The organism is Coralloluteibacterium thermophilum, from assembly GCF_042654365.1.
GTDB classification, from domain to species: domain Bacteria; phylum Pseudomonadota; class Gammaproteobacteria; order Xanthomonadales; family Xanthomonadaceae; genus Coralloluteibacterium; species Coralloluteibacterium thermophilum.
Window position 1 is genome coordinate 1 of record NZ_JBHSGG010000007.1, and the last position, 15,609, is coordinate 15,609.

The 15,609-nt window shown below is 72.2% G+C and carries 13 protein-coding genes; 4 read left to right on the forward strand and 9 right to left on the reverse strand.

Annotation, left to right across the window (positions count from 1 at the left end; genetic code table 11):
- Together ACFO3Q_RS03540 and ACFO3Q_RS03545 are read left to right on the forward strand one after the other, a co-directional pair.
- Positions 1-726, forward strand: a 726-nt coding sequence (locus tag ACFO3Q_RS03540; RefSeq protein WP_377003261.1) for an XAC0095 family protein, incomplete at its 5' end; no start/stop codon positions are given.
- A 183-nt stretch (positions 727-909) separates the two neighbouring features.
- Positions 910-1,590, forward strand: coding sequence for a hypothetical protein (locus ACFO3Q_RS03545; protein WP_377003262.1), 681 nt, complete (start codon positions 910-912; stop codon positions 1,588-1,590).
- 104 nt (positions 1,591-1,694) lie between these two features.
- Here ACFO3Q_RS03545 and ACFO3Q_RS03550 read toward each other — a convergent pair whose 3' ends face one another.
- Complete coding sequence (locus tag ACFO3Q_RS03550) at positions 1,695-1,910, reverse strand: hypothetical protein (RefSeq protein ID WP_377003263.1); 216 nt, start codon at positions 1,908-1,910, stop codon at positions 1,695-1,697.
- A 161-nt stretch (positions 1,911-2,071) separates the two neighbouring features.
- A complete protein-coding gene (locus ACFO3Q_RS03555) occupies positions 2,072-4,660 on the reverse strand; it encodes an outer membrane protein assembly factor BamB family protein (protein ID WP_377003264.1) in 2,589 nt (862 codons plus the stop codon).
- 462 nt (positions 4,661-5,122) lie between these two features.
- Between ACFO3Q_RS03555 and ACFO3Q_RS03560 the strand changes: the two genes are divergently transcribed.
- Positions 5,123-5,686: a hypothetical protein gene (locus ACFO3Q_RS03560; RefSeq protein WP_377003265.1), complete on the forward strand. Its 564-nt coding sequence runs from the start codon at positions 5,123-5,125 to the stop codon at positions 5,684-5,686.
- A gap of 8 nt (positions 5,687-5,694) precedes the next feature.
- On the opposite strand, the gene ACFO3Q_RS03565 is transcribed toward ACFO3Q_RS03560, so the two are convergent.
- From ACFO3Q_RS03565 to ACFO3Q_RS03575, 3 genes are all read right to left on the reverse strand, one after another.
- Positions 5,695-6,810 (reverse strand): DUF1176 domain-containing protein, encoded by a 1,116-nt coding sequence (locus tag ACFO3Q_RS03565; RefSeq protein WP_377003266.1) that lies wholly within the window; start codon positions 6,808-6,810, stop codon positions 5,695-5,697.
- 178 nt (positions 6,811-6,988) lie between these two features.
- Positions 6,989-8,170: a S1 family peptidase gene (locus ACFO3Q_RS03570; protein WP_377003267.1), complete on the reverse strand. Its 1,182-nt coding sequence runs from the start codon at positions 8,168-8,170 to the stop codon at positions 6,989-6,991.
- A gap of 595 nt (positions 8,171-8,765) precedes the next feature.
- Positions 8,766-10,019 carry an amidohydrolase family protein gene (locus ACFO3Q_RS03575; protein ID WP_377003268.1) on the reverse strand — a complete coding sequence of 418 codons (1,254 nt, stop codon included), beginning with the start codon at positions 10,017-10,019 and terminating at the stop codon, positions 8,766-8,768.
- Between the two features lie 176 nt (positions 10,020-10,195).
- Between ACFO3Q_RS03575 and ACFO3Q_RS03580 the strand changes: the two genes are divergently transcribed.
- On the forward strand, positions 10,196-10,840 hold the full coding sequence (locus ACFO3Q_RS03580) for a LysE family translocator (RefSeq protein WP_377003269.1): 645 nt from the start codon (positions 10,196-10,198) through the stop codon (positions 10,838-10,840).
- A 157-nt stretch (positions 10,841-10,997) separates the two neighbouring features.
- Here the strand turns inward: ACFO3Q_RS03580 and ACFO3Q_RS03585 are convergent, their stop codons facing one another.
- From ACFO3Q_RS03585 to ACFO3Q_RS03600, 4 genes are read right to left on the reverse strand one after another with little or no spacing between them, the layout of a single operon-like run.
- Positions 10,998-11,348 (reverse strand): DUF3325 domain-containing protein, encoded by a 351-nt coding sequence (locus ACFO3Q_RS03585; RefSeq protein ID WP_377003270.1) that lies wholly within the window; start codon positions 11,346-11,348, stop codon positions 10,998-11,000.
- Positions 11,341-13,011 (reverse strand): PepSY-associated TM helix domain-containing protein, encoded by a 1,671-nt coding sequence (locus ACFO3Q_RS03590; protein ID WP_377003271.1) that lies wholly within the window; start codon positions 13,009-13,011, stop codon positions 11,341-11,343. The genes ACFO3Q_RS03585 and ACFO3Q_RS03590 overlap by 8 nt, the downstream gene beginning before the upstream one ends.
- Positions 13,012-13,034: 23 nt before the next feature.
- Entirely contained in the window at positions 13,035-13,346 is a 312-nt protein-coding gene (locus ACFO3Q_RS03595) for an iron uptake protein (RefSeq protein WP_377003272.1), read from the reverse strand.
- A 34-nt stretch (positions 13,347-13,380) separates the two neighbouring features.
- Positions 13,381-15,555, reverse strand: a complete 2,175-nt coding sequence (locus ACFO3Q_RS03600; RefSeq protein WP_377003273.1) for a TonB-dependent siderophore receptor — start codon at positions 15,553-15,555, stop codon at positions 13,381-13,383.
- Positions 15,556-15,609: the final 54 nt, after the last annotated feature.

Sequence of the window (15,609 nt, forward strand, 5' to 3'; positions counted from 1 at the left end):
TGGATCGCAGCCAACGGTACCCGCACGGGGATGAGAGGCGGATTCTTCAGGGCCGACTACTACCTGCCGGAGGACAGCCAGTTCCGGCTGAAGAAACTGCAGCAGTACATGGCGTTCCTCTCCCAGCTGGCGCAACCGCGCACGGCGGACGAGGAGCGCGAGTGGGCGCCCGAGGTGAGCGTGGGCGAGGTGGCGATCTGCCTGGAGTTGCTGGCCGAGCAGGTGGCCATCGTGCTGGACGAGGTGGCCTGGCCGGCGCGCCTGCAGCCCGCGAAGGCGACGCCAAGGGCCACGGAGGACGAGGACGAAGCAGCCGGGCAGGCAACGGCGATGCAGGCCGCACCCACGGACGGGGCGCCCGCGGAAGGCGATGCGCGCTACACCTTCGGCATCACGCTGGCGCAGGTGGATGCGCTGGCCCGCCTGGTCCAGACAGTCTCCGCGCATGGCGATGTCATGGCCGTGGGGCAGGTGGACGAACTGGCCAAGGGGACGCTGCCGCAGCTGGGGCAGGCGATCTGCGATGCCGCCGATGCGCTGCGCGGCATCCTCGACGAGGTGGAAGCCCAGCGCCTGGGCCATGCGCCCCACCCGCGCGGCAGCGTCGCCGAGGCGCGGGCGGTGTACGGCGCCGGAGCGGAGTGGATCGCTTCCAGCGAAGAAGTCCCTGCGGCGATGCTGGCGGCAGTGGGCCGGAGGACACAGCCTCCGCGCTATTGCCACTGACCTGCCGAGTGGCGGGCTGCGCGCGGGTCGCAGCCCGCCGGTTTCCGACGGCGCGAACGAGTAGCAGCTCAGGCTCACTTCCTGTCATCCGTTACCCCACGCGCCGGTCGGAGAAGTGAGCCTGACCCCGTTACCCGGCGCCGCTAGACTTTCGGGCGCTTCCGAACCAGAGGTCTCTTGCCCATGCCGTTCCTGCGCTCCCACCGCATCGCCTTGCTCGCCCTCGCCGCAGCCGCGCTTATCGGGTGCAACGGATACGAGCCGGTGGAGCCACCGACGGAACTGGAGCCGCACAGCCGCTTCAAGGTCGGCCACCGGCCGTCGATGAACAGCACCCACGCCGTGGCGAATGTGCTGCAGGGCAGCGGCCTGCACCTCGAAGGCGTGCAGGTGCCGGGCTATGCCGATCTCGAGTTCTTCCCGATCACCCGGCCGGACATGTTCGAACCGTCGCCGGGGATGCGGCGGCTGCGCCGCCACGAGCAGCCACCCAATCTCCGCGGCATCGACTTCGACACGCAGTTCGCCTTCCTGGTGGCGCACCCGGACGGAACCTCCTACGCCGCCGTGCGCAGCGGCCAGACGGCGCATTTCTTCTCCGATGTGGCGGTCTCCTATACCGACGAGACGGTCGTGCTGCACCTCAAGGCCCGCTCGCTCGGCGGGCTCGATCCGATGACGGCGATGACTGCGGGCTGGAAGGGGGACATTTACGCGGTGCCGCGGCGCGACCGCGAGCAGGTCGAGGTGCGTCTGAACGACAGGGTGTATCGCTATTCGCTGGTCGCCGATTCCGACACCGACACCGACAACAACGATGCTGATGCGGAACGCGACGGCGGCACGGCCGACACCGCCGTCTGATGACGTCTGATCGGCATGCCGTGCGTGTGTGAACGAGCCGCACCTGGGATGACGATGCCGCGTTCGCTCAGCCTGCTTCGATAGGTGCAGCAGCCCCAGGGGGCTCAGGGTCCGCCGAAGCCCTGGCTGGACTGGGCCGGGGTGCGCAGCGGCAGGCCGGCGTCCTCGGTCCGGCGGGCAAACTGCGGGTCGCCGTGCGGGGGTGTGGCGGTGCCCTCGTCGGGCTGCGGCGCCGGCCGCTCGGCAGGCTGCCGCCGCTGCCAGGCACGGTAGGCGGCGACACCGATGGCGGCCACGGCCGCGGTCCTCAGGATTCCCATCGCGGTCTCCTCGAATGTGGAAGCACGCCTCAGGGTGATCCGAGCGCGGTGATCCGGCCGTGACCCGGCCGTCGATGCGCCGTCATGCCGCAGGGTCAGGTTCACTTTCACCGCCACGTCGGCCGGTGGGGTGCCGACGGAGGCGCAGGCACCCCACGGCGTCAGGGCCCCTCGTCTTCCGGGTCCGTCCCGCCCGCCCGCGTCGCGGCGCCTGGCGGCAGCCCCGTCAGGTCCGGGCTGCGGGGATCGAGCGCGAACACCTTGAGGTAGTCGCCCTCCTCCGTTTCCAGCCGCGCATGGCCGGTCGCGGCGATGGCGATGTACTGGATGCCGTCGTGCTCGTAGGTCATGGGGCCGGCCTGCCCGCCTGCGGGCAGGCGCGCCTGCCACACCAGGCGGCCGGTGGCGGTCTCGAACGCGCGCAGGAAGTTGTCCTGCGCGGCGGCGACGAAGGTGAGCCCGCCGGCGGTGGTGAGCGGCCCGCCGATGTTCGGGGTGCCCATGGGGATCTTGATGCGCATCGGGATGCCCAGCGGCCCGGCGTCGAACCCCGTCCCCAGCGGCTTCGACCAGACCAGCTCGCCGGTGTCGATGTGCACGGCGGCGATGAAGCCCCAGGGCGGCGCGAGGCAGGGCACGTTGAGCGCCGACAGCCACATCGGCCGGTTGACGCCGAAGGGCGTGCCGGTCTGCGGGGCGACCGCCTGGTCGGGCCGGGCGCCGCCCGAGCCGACCGGCCGGTCCACGACCTCCTCGCGCGGGTGCATGTCCACGATGTTGGGCAGGCGCGAGTAGTTGGCGATGACGATCCGGCGCACCGGGTCGAAGGCCAGGCCGCCCCAGTTCATGCCGCCGATGGTGCCGGGCAGCAGCACCATGCCCTTCTTCTCGATCGTGGGCGGCGTGAAGATGCCCAGGTACTGCCGCTCGTGGAAGCCGATGCGGCACAGCGCGGCATCGATGGGCGTCATGCCCCAGATGTGCCGGCCGTCGATGCGTTCCGACTCGGGCCCCGGCAGGCCGCCGAGGTTGGGATAGAACTCCGACCGCGGCTGGTGCGGAGAGAGCCACTCGCCCGGCAGCGCGCCTTCCTGCGTCACGGGCTGCATCGTCACCGGTCGCAGGGGTTCGCCCGTGGCCGCGTCGAGCAGGAACAGGTCGCCGGCCTTCGTTCCCTGCAGCACGGCGCGGCGCATGGCGCCGTCGATGGGCACGTCCACCAGCATGGGCTGGGCGCCGAGGTCGTAGTCCCACAGGTCGTGCAGGACGGTGGTGAACGACCAGCGCGTGGCGCCGGTCTCCAGGTCGACCGCCACGACCGCGGCGGTGAAGCGGTCTTCTTCCGGTGTGCGGTTGCCGCCCCAGTGGTCGGCGCCGGGGTTGCCCGTGCCGAGGAAGGCCAGGCCGAGCGATTCGTCGGCGGAGATCACGTTCCACACGTTGGGGGTGCCGCGCGGGTAGATCTCGCCGGGCGCCAGCGGCGCGGTGGCGTCGGGGCGCAGCGCGTCCCACGCCCAGCGCAGTTCGCCGGTGCGTGCGTCGAAGGCGCGCACCACGCCCGACGGCGCATCGCGGCGCTGGTTGTCGCTGACCTGCTGCCCGACGATGAGCAGCCCGCCCGCGACCGTCGCACCCGAGGTGTTGGAGGCGAAGCCCGTTTCCCGCAGGCCCATCCCCGCGTTGAGATCGACCACGCCATCGGTGCCGAAACCCGGGCAGGGGAACCCGCCCGCGGCATCGAGGGCGACGAGGCGCCCGTCGGGCGTGGCGACGTAGACCCTGCGGCGACACTGGCTGCCGCTCCGTGGCAGTGTGTTGACCAATCCCTCGGCACCGGCCGTCTGCGGGAACCGCTCCGGCTGCCCGGCCGCGTCGCCCTCGTCGAAATAGGCCACGGCGCGGCAGGCGGCGCTGAACAGCGACTCCATCGCCCGCGCCGGCACCTGCGGGTCGAAATGCCACAGCGCCTCGCCGGTGGCGGGGTCGAGGGCGAAGACCTGGCTGCTCGGCGTGCAGGTGTAGAGGTAGTCCCCCACCTTGAGCGGCGTGTTCTGCGAGGAATAGAACACGCGGCCCTCGGCCGGGGTGTGGTCGCCGCTGCGGAAGGTCCAGGCGTCCTGCAGCCTGTCCACGTTGCCCAGGTGGATCTGCGCGAGCGCCGAATGGCGCAGACCGCGGTTGGTCCCGCCGAACGCGCTCCACTCGGTGGTGGTCGCGCCGTCCTGCGTGCCCGGCCGGGCCGGGTCGGCGGCCAGCGCCCCGTCCTCCGCCGGCCCCTGCACGCGCTCCCACAGCAGCACGACGGGCAAGGCCACCGCGATCACCGCCAGGCCCAGGCCCGCCAGGCAGGCCCTGCGCCACCGGTGGCCGGGCGCCGTCCGCCAGAACAGCAAGGCCACGGCGGCGCCCACGGCCAGCACCGTCACCACGCCCATGCGCGCCGCCAGGTCGAAGCCCCACGCAGGCAGCCAGCCCTTGCCGTGGATCTCGAGCAGCGACCAGCCAAGGGTGACGACGACGGCCGCGGCCACCGCCCACACCGCCATCGTCTCGCGCCGCATCCACGCCAGCACGCCACCGGCAAGCAGCAGCGCCCCCGCGATCGCGTAGTAGACGGTTCCGCCGAGCAGCACGAGGCGGATGCCCAGCACGACCATCGCCAGGCCCAGCACGCCGGCGATGGTCAGCAAGGCCAGCAGCAGCCATCGCCATGCACGGTGGCCGGGCGCGGCCAGCGGAAGATGCGGCATCTGTCGTCTCCTTTCGGGTGATCGGGCGGAAGCGGCCGGCGCGCCATCCGTCCAGGCTGGGCGCGTTGTCGTTCGAACACCGACCCGGCCGCGCGCATCGCGCAGCCGCGTCCGGCACGACGCGAGCCGCGCACCCGACTCTAGAAGGACGGCCTCGAAGGCCGGGTCAAGGCGCGTGGCACGTACGCTGCCCGTGCTTCAGCTGGGGGAGCCCACCACACCCGTCGTCTGCGCCATGCGCTTCCGGCGCGACAAGGTTGGCTTTCCGACGCACTGGGAGCAGGATCGGCCGCGTGCCGAGGAGCAGGACGCGCAGCCGCCGTCGGTGGTACGGAGCCCTTGTCTCTGCGGATACGCCCGATCGCCCAGGGGCCCGGAAGCTGTAACGGGTGGGGCGGCCACCGGTATGGGCCGCCAGGCGCACGGCAGGGACGAGCAATGACTTCCAACGGGGGAAAACAGATGACCGAGGCGCAGAAGCGCTCGACCTTCGTGACCGTCGTCGCGTGGATCTTCATCGTGCTGGCGGGCATCGGCACGCTCATCACCGCGCTGCAGAACGTCATGCTGCTGGTGATCGTCAACACCGGCGAGATGGAGGCCGCGCTTCAGGCGGCGCCTCCGGACATGCCACCGGCGTTCGCGTGGATGTTCCGCTACTTCCATCTCTTCTTCGTCGCCTACTTCCTCATGGCCGCCGCGACGCTCACTGCCGCCATCGGCCTGCTGCTGCGCAGGAACTGGGCGCGGCGGATGTTCATCGCGATGATGGTGCTGGGCATCGTCTGGAACATCGGCGGGCTGGTCCTGCAGATGGTCATGCTGTCGTCGATGCGCGCGGAGTTCGGGACGATGCCGCCGGACGCGCCGGACATGCAGGTCGTCTTCACGGTCTTCATGGTGTTCGGTGCCGGCCTCGTGCTGGCGATCTGCGGTGTGTTCGGCTGGATCGCCAGGCGCCTGATGTCGCCCGCGATCGTGGCGGAATTCGCGGATCCCGGCGTCGCGCTCCGGCCGCGCAGCTGACGGCCTGGTCAGGGCCCGCCCGGGCTCGGATCCACCGTCCGCCACAGCTGCGGCCAGGCGCCCGGGACGGTGCCGCCGCAGAGGGTCAGCTCGGCGTAGACGGCGAGGTGGAACTCGCGGCCGTCGTAGTGCCAGGCGACGGCCTGCCCGCAGTCGCCGAGGCCGCGGCCCTTGGCGAAGTGGATGAGGGTGGCGGTGGCGGGGGCGTACTCGGGGCTGGTGAGCAGGGCGAAGTCCTCGCTGCCCCGCTCCGCCACGCGGATGCCGCCGCCCGGGAGCGTGATGCGCTCGGCCGGGCCGCTGCCGTCGCGCGGGACGCGGAACACCAGGCTCGCGTGCTGGTAGGCGCCGGCGAAGCAGGTGAGGAAGACGAGCGCGTGGGTGTCGTCGAGCGGCGCCGCCCCGTCGTGGCGCGATACGTCGAAGGGACCGCCTGCCTCCTCGCACTCCTCCGCATGCAGGGCCTCGGCCTGCGCGGCGCGCACGTGCTGCGCAAGACGAGCGGCGACGTCCTTCGCCAGCCCCACCGGTTCGGGCGCCGCCAGCGGCAGCACCGGCAGCGCGGGTGGCGGCGGCACGTCGGCATCGGCGCGGTCGCCGCGACGCAGCCATGCGCCCTCGGTGCCGAGCCGCTGCTGGACCTCGTCGACGCGCAGCAGCGCCGCGCTGAAGCCGGCGAGCGACGCCGTCGGCACGTCCTCGCCCTTGCCGACCGTCAGGTGCCGGCCATTGCGCACGATGTCGATGAAGCGGGCGATGGCCGCCGGCTCGTCGAGCGCGAGCAGGCCGTCCGCCCGCTGCACGCGCCACGGCAGCGCGTCGAGGGCCGGCACCATGCGTCCATCCAGCCGCAGCGCCTCGGCGTCCACCGGCCCCTGGGCCGCGAGTTCCAGATGCTGCATGCCCGCCGGTCCCGCTTCGCGCCGCAGGCGCAGCGGCATGCCGTTGCCCTCGCGGTTGACCGCGACGACCTCGCAGTCGCGGCCGTTGTCGCAGACGACGAGCGTGTCCTGGAACACCTGGTAGACCGGCACGGCGGGCGCGGCGCGGGCGCCGCCATGCCACGTCCCGCCGGCGAGGAGCAGGGCGAGCGCAAGGATCGGTACGGACTGTGGGCGAATCATGCGGCACCGCTGCGGAGGGCGAGCCGCGCATGATAGGCCCAGCGTGGACGGTCGCCGCCACGAGAAGCGCGGCGGCGGGCGCCGCCTTCGGCACGCACAGGAAGGGGCCAGGTCGGGCCTGGCCCCTGCGCACGACGCCCCGGCGAACCGGGGCGCCGCGTGCCCGTGGTGCGGGCGGTCAGTTCGTGACCAGGTTGACGCCGTAGGAGTTCAGCATCGGGGTGAGCCGCTGGTACCAGGTGCGGCGCTGGCTCTGGGCGATGCCGCAGTTGGTGCCGTCGCTGCCGAGCGCGCCGCCGGAGGTGACGCCCTGGGCGTGGCCGGCCGACGAGATCCAGGAGCCGCCCGAATCGCCCTGCCCGGCGCAGGCGTTGGATTCGCGCAGGCCGCTCACCGTGCCCTGCGCGTAGTTCACGCTCACGTTGGTGCGGGTGATCGTGCCGCAGCGCCAGCCGGTGCGGAAACCGGAGCGGCAGACGGCCGAGCCGACGGCGGCTTCGGCGCTGCCGACCACCGGCGTGGTGGCGCTGCCGCTGTGCTGCCACACGCGCCCGAACAGGGTGTCCTGCTGGCGTACGGTGGCCCAGGCCGCGTCGGAGCCCGGGAAATTGCTGGCCTGGAACGCGCCGACCCGGGTGCCGTTGATGGTCACCGCCGCGCCGGTGTTGCCGCAGTGGCCCGCGGTCACGAAGCCCTTGGTGCTGCCGCGGGTCACCGGGAAGCCGATGGAGCAGCTGTTGAAGCGGATGCCGCCGTAGATGTTGATCAGCGTGGACGGCACCTGTTCGGACACCTCGAAGTGCAGGACGCCGGTATCCACGTTGCTGCGGGCGAGGAAGTCCAGCACCGATTCGCCGCTGCCCGCGCCGGGCGAGAGCGTGACGACGACGCGGTTGCTGGGCAGGTCCACGCCCCAGGACTGCACGCCGTCGAGGCGGCGCGCCACGCGCGCGGTGGAGAGGTCGAGCGCGCGCACGGCGTCGTCGAGTTCGCGCAGGCTGTAGGTCACCAGGCGGGTCTCCGCGCCCTCCACGCCCAGCAGGCGCTTGGCGCCCTGGCCGGCCGTGCCCACCACCACCTGCGGGTTGCCCGCGGCGTCGTGCTCGATCCAGGTGCCGGCGTAGCTGTCGCCGTACGCGCGGCGCGCCGCGGCTTCCGCGGCGGGAACGCGGCGCTCGGCCTCCACGGTGGCGAGATACTGCTGCTGCGTCATGCCCAGGTCGCGCTCCAGCGCGACCACCATGCCCGGGTCGAGGTCCGCACGCACCGGGCCGGCGGCGAGCGCCGTTCCGCCAGCGGAGACGGCCGTGAGCAGGGCAAGGGCGAGAGTGCGGCGTGCCGCCGCGCGCAAGATCTGCATGGTGCTTCCTCCTTGTAGCGTTCGTGATGGGCCGTGCCAGGGGCCGGCGGGGCGTCCGAACGACGGAGGACAGCGCGGTGCGGGAGGTCGATCCGGTCCCTGCCGGCCAGCGTCGGCCCGCGTCGCCCGCACGGCCGGTGGCCTCCACGGGCGGCGCTGCGGGACGAGGCGGGCCGCGAACACTGCGACTGCCGTCCGGTATCCGACGACCGGTACGGCCTTGCTGGATACGACGCGCGGCAGTCGCAGGGCGCGCGGGATGCGGCCGGCTTGCTGCGCGATCCGAAAGTAGGCAGCCCGTTTCGGCGCGGTCAAGCAGCAACGGCACATAAACGGGCAGCGCGTGCCTCGCGATGCGCGTTCTTTGATCCGGGCGTGATGACCGGATGAAATGACCGCCCCGGCGCGGCGATCGCATGAACGGGGCGATGATCTCGGCCGAGCCTGGCTCGGGCACCACGCGCGGTCTGGCCGCCCATCCCGGCTCCGCAGCATGCGTAGCGGGGCCAGTGGCCTTTCGAAACGGGGCACCGGCCAGGTACCGGAGGTGCGCCGGGGGCTCCTGCGGAGCGCCCCGCCGAGGCATGGCGCTCGGTCAGTCCGGCTTCCGGTAGAGGATGCGGCCCCCGCGGATGGTCGCGTGCACCTCGGCGAAGCCGGTGACGTCGGTGGCGGGGTCGGCATCGAGCAGCACCAGGTCGGCCTGCAGGCCAGGCGCGATCCGGCCGGTGCGTGCGTCCTGCCCGAAGCGCCGCGCGGGGGCGGTCGTCAGCGAGGCCAGCACCTGGCGCCAGTCCAGCCCGGCCAGCGCCAGCAGCTCGAACTCGCGGCGGGTGTCGACCTGCGGAATGAAGTCGACATCGGTGCCGAACAGCAGGGTGCCGCCGGCCGCGGCATACACGCGCACCTGCTGGGTGGCGTTGTCGAGGAAGCGCTGCAGCACCGCTGCGGGCGCCTGTTCCTTGCGCAGCTCGTGGTCGAACAGGGTGAGCGTCGGCACGAGCGCGACATCGGCCTCCCGCAGGCGCCGGACCAGGTCGTCGCCCCAAGGGCCCGTTGCAGCGGTGGTGTGGGCCAGTACGTCAACGCCGGCCGCCAGCGCGATCTCGATGCCACGCGGGTCGCTGGGGTGGGCGAACGCCGGCTTGCCGGCCGCATGCGCCTCTTCGACCACCGCGCGGGCGATGTCCACGTCCAGCGGCAGCACGGGCACGGGTCCGCCGACGATGGCCCCGGCGAACACCTTCACCCCGTCGGCTCCGTCCGCGATCTGCCGCCGCGCGCGTGCGCGCGCCTCCTCGGCCGTGGCGACCTCGGCGCTGGGCGCGCCGCGCTGCCGGTAGAACTCGCGGGCATAGATGGGCGTGCCGTCCTGCGGATAGAAGGGCGCATCGACGTGGAGGATGGCCGGCCCCTCCAGCTCGCCCGCCTCCACCCGTCGGCGCAGGGCCGCGGTGTTGCCGGGGAGCCCGGCGAGGTCGAACACGGTGGTGAAGCCCCAGCGGGTGAAGGCGTCCTGCAGCGCCTGCGCAAGCTCGTCCGCCGACCGCGCGGCTGCGTCCGCCAGCACCGGCGAGAGGAGGTGTACGTGGCTGTTCCAGAACCCGGCGACCAGCACCTTGCCCGCGCCGTCGATGCGCTCCATCCCGTGCGGCACCTGGATCTCGGCGGCCGCGCCGACCGCGTGGATGCGGCCATCGCGGACCAGCACGGTCGCGTCGTCACGCGCTTCGGCATCGGGTGCCGCGTAGACGCGCACCCCGACGATGGCCAGGTCGGCGGCCACAGCGACGGCGGCGATCTGCGCACCGCACAGGCACAGCGCCAGCAGGATGGATCTGATCGACATGCGTTGGCCCTCGGTGTGGATGTGCGCAGTCTCCGCCGGTCCGGAGCGTACGGCCATGTGCCGGAAGCGACGCAGGTGAGGAGGCCGGACGGCGAAGGGGCGGCGGATCGATCATGGCCGCCGGCGCGTGCTCGACGCCCCGTTATGCTGTCCGGCGGGCATGGGAGGCGGGGATCATGATCAGCGGCGCGGCCGTGCTGGGAATGGCGCTGGTGGCACTGGGCATGGTGCTCTCGCCAGGCCCCAACATGATGTACCTGGTCTCGCGCACGCTGGCGCAGGGAACGGTGGCGGGGCTCGTCTCCCTCGCCGGCACCATGACCGGCTTCCTGGCGTACATGACCCTTGCGAACCTCGGGCTGGCCGCGGTCTTCGTGCTCGTGCCCTGGCTGTATGTCGGGCTGAAGCTGTTGGGTGCCGCATACCTGCTGTATCTCGCGTGGCAGATCCTCCGGCCGGGTGGTCGCGGCGTCTTCGATGTGGTGGACCTGCCCCGGCACGACAGCGGCACGCTGTTCCGGATGGGCCTGCTGACCAACCTGCTCAATCCGAAGGCTGCGGTCATGTACGTCGCGCTGATCCCGCAGTTCATCGATCCTGCCGCGGGCAGCCCTGTGCTGCAGGGCTTCCTGCTCGGCGGGGTGCAGATGACGGTCAGCCTGTTCGTGAACGCCGCGATCGTGCTCGCTGCCGGACGCCTCGCAGGGGCGCTGCGCCGGCGCCCGGCGTGGATGCGCTGGCAGCGGCGGACCGCAGGCGCCCTGCTCGCGGTCGTCGGCCTGAAGCTCGCATGGGACGCACCGGCGCCCGCCACCGGCTGAACGTCATGGTCGCGCGTCGGCGCGGCAGGACGGAGGCAAGGGAAAGGTCGCTCGCGACGGTGGCGACGGTCTCGTCAGTGGCGTGTGGAACGGTGCCCCGACCCGAGGACGCGGCGCAGCGGTGCAGATCGTGATGGATGCCCGGCCACGGCCCCTCTCAGGTGCCGGCACACGCGGTGCTGCGTCCGCGGCCTGTCCACGGCGCCAGCAGGCCGAGCCAGCGGGGGCGCCAGGCGAGGGTCATGGCGATGAGCAGGGCCGCGCCGGCCAGGGACATCGTCCAGACCAGGACGGCCATCGAGGCGTGGTCGGCGGCGAGGCACAGCAGCAGCGAGGCGACGAGGCCGGCGACGCCCAGGCCACGCAGCAGCCGTCGCGCGCCCGCCGGGAGCGGAGCCGCCCAGACCTGTTGGGCATGCGCGGGCATGGCCAGGGCCAGCCAGCCCATGCCGGCGAGGCTCGCCAGCAGCGCGGCCGCGAGCAGCCAGCCGTGCAGGACCTCATGCATGGGCGGCCTCGCGGTGCCGGGCGGTGGCGGCGGCGGACGCGGTCGCGCGGCGGCCCAGGTGCAGTGCGGTCGCGCCGGCAATGGCGGCGGTCGCCAGCAGCGCGAGGTCGAAGCCGGCGACCGGCCAGTAGCGGGCGGCGACGGTCTGCAGCAGGTGGTCGCCGGTGGTGATCCAGTTCAGCACGGGCGCCGCGAGCGCCAGCGCGGCGATGCTCCAGCACTGCTCGCGCCAGGCCGGGTTGGCCAGGCCGCGCGCGACCGGCGCGCTGCGCCAGCCGGCATGCACCAGCGCCAGCGCCCAGGTGCCCCAGAACGCGTAGCGCTCCCAGTCGCCGCGGGCCGGCAGGTCCTCGGGCAGCAGGCGGTTGGCGACGAGAATGCCCAGCGCGGCCATGACCATGCCGGTGACCATGGTCACCGCGAGCGCATCGACCACGCGCGCACCCTGGCTGCCCTCGCGCGCGTGCTGGCGCTTGCGCTTCTCGACGAAGAACACGAAGCCGGTGGCGATGCACACCGCGCCCAGCAGGCCGCCGAGCACGTACAGCCAGCGCAGCAACCAGTGGCGGAAGTGCTGCAGGTGCAGGCCGGTGAGGAATTCCGCGACGCGGCCGACGACGGTGGACGGCGGGTCCTCCCGGATCAGTTCGCCGGTCTCGGCCTTGAAGTGGATGCCCTGCCCCACCAGCGCGATGCGGTCGGTGCCGGCGCGGTACACGCTGACGTAGCCGTTGGCGTCGCCCACGTGCATCAGGACGAGGAAGCCCACGTCGCCCGCCATGCCGCGCGCCTCCCAGCGCCGCTGCGCCTCGGCGACCATCGCGTCCACGTTGGCAAGGCCGCCCGGCACGCCGGCGCGCTGGTGCGGCAGGCCCAGCTCGCGCGCCTCCACCTCGGCGTGGAGGTCGTGCAGGTCGTGCAGCTGGGTGTGGCCGACCGGAAAGAAGTAGGTCGCCGAGAAGATGACCAGGCCGGTGAAGGCGAAGAAGAAATGGAACGGCAGCGCGACCACGCCGGTGAGGTTGTGCAGGTCGAGCACGCTGCGCAGGCCGCCCTTGCCGGGGCGGAAGGTGAACAGCTCGCGGAACAGCTTGCGGTGCATCACCACGCCGCTGACCAGGGCGGCGAGCATGACGAGCGCCGAGAAGCCGACGATCCAGATGCCCAGGTGCTTCCAGTCCAGCGTCAGCCCGTAGTGCATCGGGTAGAAGAACCCGCTGCCGACCTTGAGCCGGTCGTCGGGCAGGGGCGTGCCGTCGCGCGGGTCGATGGTGGCGTCGGCCCAGATCAGTTCGTCCGGGTTCCTGGCGTTGGGTATCTGGTAGCCGGCGAAGAGCTGCAGCACCGGGTCGCGATGGGTGGTGTAGGCGCTCCAGCTGGCGACGGTGTCGAAGCGCTCCGGCATGGGGCCGTCCACGCGCGGGCGCATCGCGTCGATGGCCTGGCGGCTGGGCTGCATGCGTTCGAACGCCGGCCGCAGGATGGCCTCGTAGGACGGCATTGGCTGCGGCTCGAAGCGCGTCGAAGGGATCGCCCAGCGGTCGATCTCGCGGTCGAAGACCGAGAGCGTGCCGAAGAAGAAGGCGGCCATCAGCACGAAGCCGAGCACCAGGCCGAACCAGGTGTGCAGCCAGGCCATGGCCTGGCGGAAGCTCTGGGTCACGACGGTTCCTCCGTTGGCGGCCATCAGACGATGCTCGCCTGCACCAGCGACGCGACCGCGGCCATCAGCCCGCCCCCGCCCGCGAGCAGCAACCACGCCAGCAGCAGCCTGCGGGTGGCGAAGGTCCACAGGAACACGCCGAGGAACGCCAGCAGGCCGAGGACGCTGGCGAGGAACTCGGCGTCGTGGAAGTCCATGCCCGCCTTGAACAGCAGCGCCGCGCCGGCGGCGATGAAGCCCCAGGCGAAGGCGTAGCCGCCGAGCACGGCGGCGCCCACGCGTGCGGCGAGCCGCAGGCGCGGGGCGGGAGACGGAACGGCGGCGGCTCGGGACATGGCGGCGGCTCGTGTCGGCGTTGGGAGGGCGAGGTCAGAAGCGCCAGTCGAGGCGCAGGGTGTAGTTGCGCGGCGCGCCGTAGTAGCCGCTGTAGCGCAGGGTGTTGATGTAGGTCTCGTCGCCGAGGTTGTTGACGTTGAGGCGCAGCGTGGCGTCGGGGTGGACGTCCCAGGCGACGAAGCCGTTGAGCACGGCGTAGCTGTCCTGGCGCACGGTGAAGCCGTTGGTCTCCACGTTGGAGATGTCGCTCTGCCAGCGGCCGCCGACGCCGAAGGACAGCGCGCTGTAGTGCGGCAGGCGCGCGCTGAGCATCAGGTTGGCGGTGCGGCGCGGCACCCAGCTGTAGGTGTCGTCGCCGTCGTCGCCGGCCAGCTTCAGGGCGGTGTAGCCGACCACCACGTCGAGGTGGTCGTTGACGCGGCCGGTGGCCTCGAGCTCGACGCCCCTGGATTCGACGTCCACCCCGGTGTAGTAGAACTGGCCGTTGTCGTTGTAGCCGGCGCCGGTCGCCAGCCCGCTCTGCTCGGCGCGGAACACCGCCAGCGTCGTCAGCAGGCGGCGGTCCAGCCACTCGGCCTTGACGCCCAGCTCGTAGTTCGAGCCCTTGGTCGGGTCGAGGTAGCGGCCTTCCGCGTCGGACTGGCTCTGCGGCTGGTAGATGTCGGAATAGCTGACGTAGCCGAGCACGTCGTCGCTGAAGTCGAAGGTCAGGCCGGCGTAGGGGCTGGTCTCGCGTTCGGTCTGGTCGAAGGCGACGCCGTAGTTGATGCCCTCGCGGTGGTACTCGGCGTAGTTGACGCCCAGCACGGCCTTGAGGCGGTCGGTCAGCGCGAGGCGGGTGGCGCCGTAGGCGCGCTTCAGCCGCTGGTCGAGCGTGCCGTAGACGGACGGGCTGCCCCACACCGGCTCCGGCACCGCATCGCCGCCCCACGGGAAGCCGGGCATCGGGAGATAGCCGCAGGGCGCGTCGCCGCAGAGCGCGCCGGCGTACTCGCGGCTGACGGTCTCGCTCTCGGACCGGCTGAGGCCCGCCATCACTTCGTGCTCGCGGCCGAACAGGCGGATGCGGCCGTTGAGGGTGGCGGTGAGAAGGTCCGCGGTCATGGCGTCGTCGCCGCCCCACGGATAGCCGAAGAGGCCCAGGTTCGTGCCCGGCTCGAGGCCGGTGCCGGCGTAGTCGGTGGCGTAGAACAGGCGGTCGTCGTTGCGGATCTCGCGGCGGTTCCACGACAGGTTGAGCTGCCAGTCGTCGCCGAGCTGGTGGACGTACTCCACGAAGGCGTTGCGGGTGGTGGTGTCCCAGTAGCTCCAGTCCTGGGTGGTGGAGGCGCCGCGGTCCCAGCGGGCCTGGGTGCCGTCGCCGTACATGAAGGCCAGCGCGCCCCACATGGTCCCGTCGGTGTCGGCGTCCTGCCAGGAATAGCCCAGGGTCAGCGTGCCGTTCTCGCCGATCTGGCCGTCGACCACGCCGTAGACGAAATCCCGCCGGTCGGACTTGCCGCGCAGCCAGGAATCGCCCTGCTCGTGGGCGGCGACGATGCGCCCCGCCCAGGTGCCGTCCGCCGTGAACGGGGTGGAGTAGTCCACCTCGGCGCGGCGGGTGTTCCACGAACCGACGCTCAGGCCGACCGCGCCCTCGGTGTCGTTGGTCGGGCGCTTGCGCACGTAGTTGATCGTGCCGGTAGCGTTGCCGACGCCGGTCAGCAGGCCGTTGGCGCCGCGGATGACCTCCAGCTTCTCGAAGCCGAAGGTGTCCACCGCGCCGGTGACGATGCCCCAGTCGTTGGGCAGGCCGACGCCGTCGATCTGGGTGTTGGCGATGTCGAAGCCGCGCGCGGTGAAGGTGGTGCGGTTGGTCTCCCACTCCTCGACCTGGATGCCGGTGGACAGGCGCAGCGCCTCGTTGAGGCTGTCGGCGCCGAACTGCCGCATCTGCGTGCCGGTCACCACGCTGATCGACTGCGGGGTCTCCTTGATGTCGAGGTCGAGGTTGGTGGCGCCGTTGCTGACGCGCGCCTCGCGCTGGGCGACGACGAGGATGGCATCGAGCTGGCGCGCGCGCGTCTCGCCCGTGCCGGCCGCGTCCGGTCCCGCCTGCGGTGCCGCGATGGCGAGCGCCGGCCCACCGGCCAGCGCCAAGACGACGGCCAGGGGCAGGGCGCGGCGCGCGCAGGAGGGCCGCGGGAAGGAGACGGGCATCGGGGACATGGGCGGAACGGGCCTTGTGGATGGAGGCGGGAGGGACGGAGGGCGCCGGGTGCA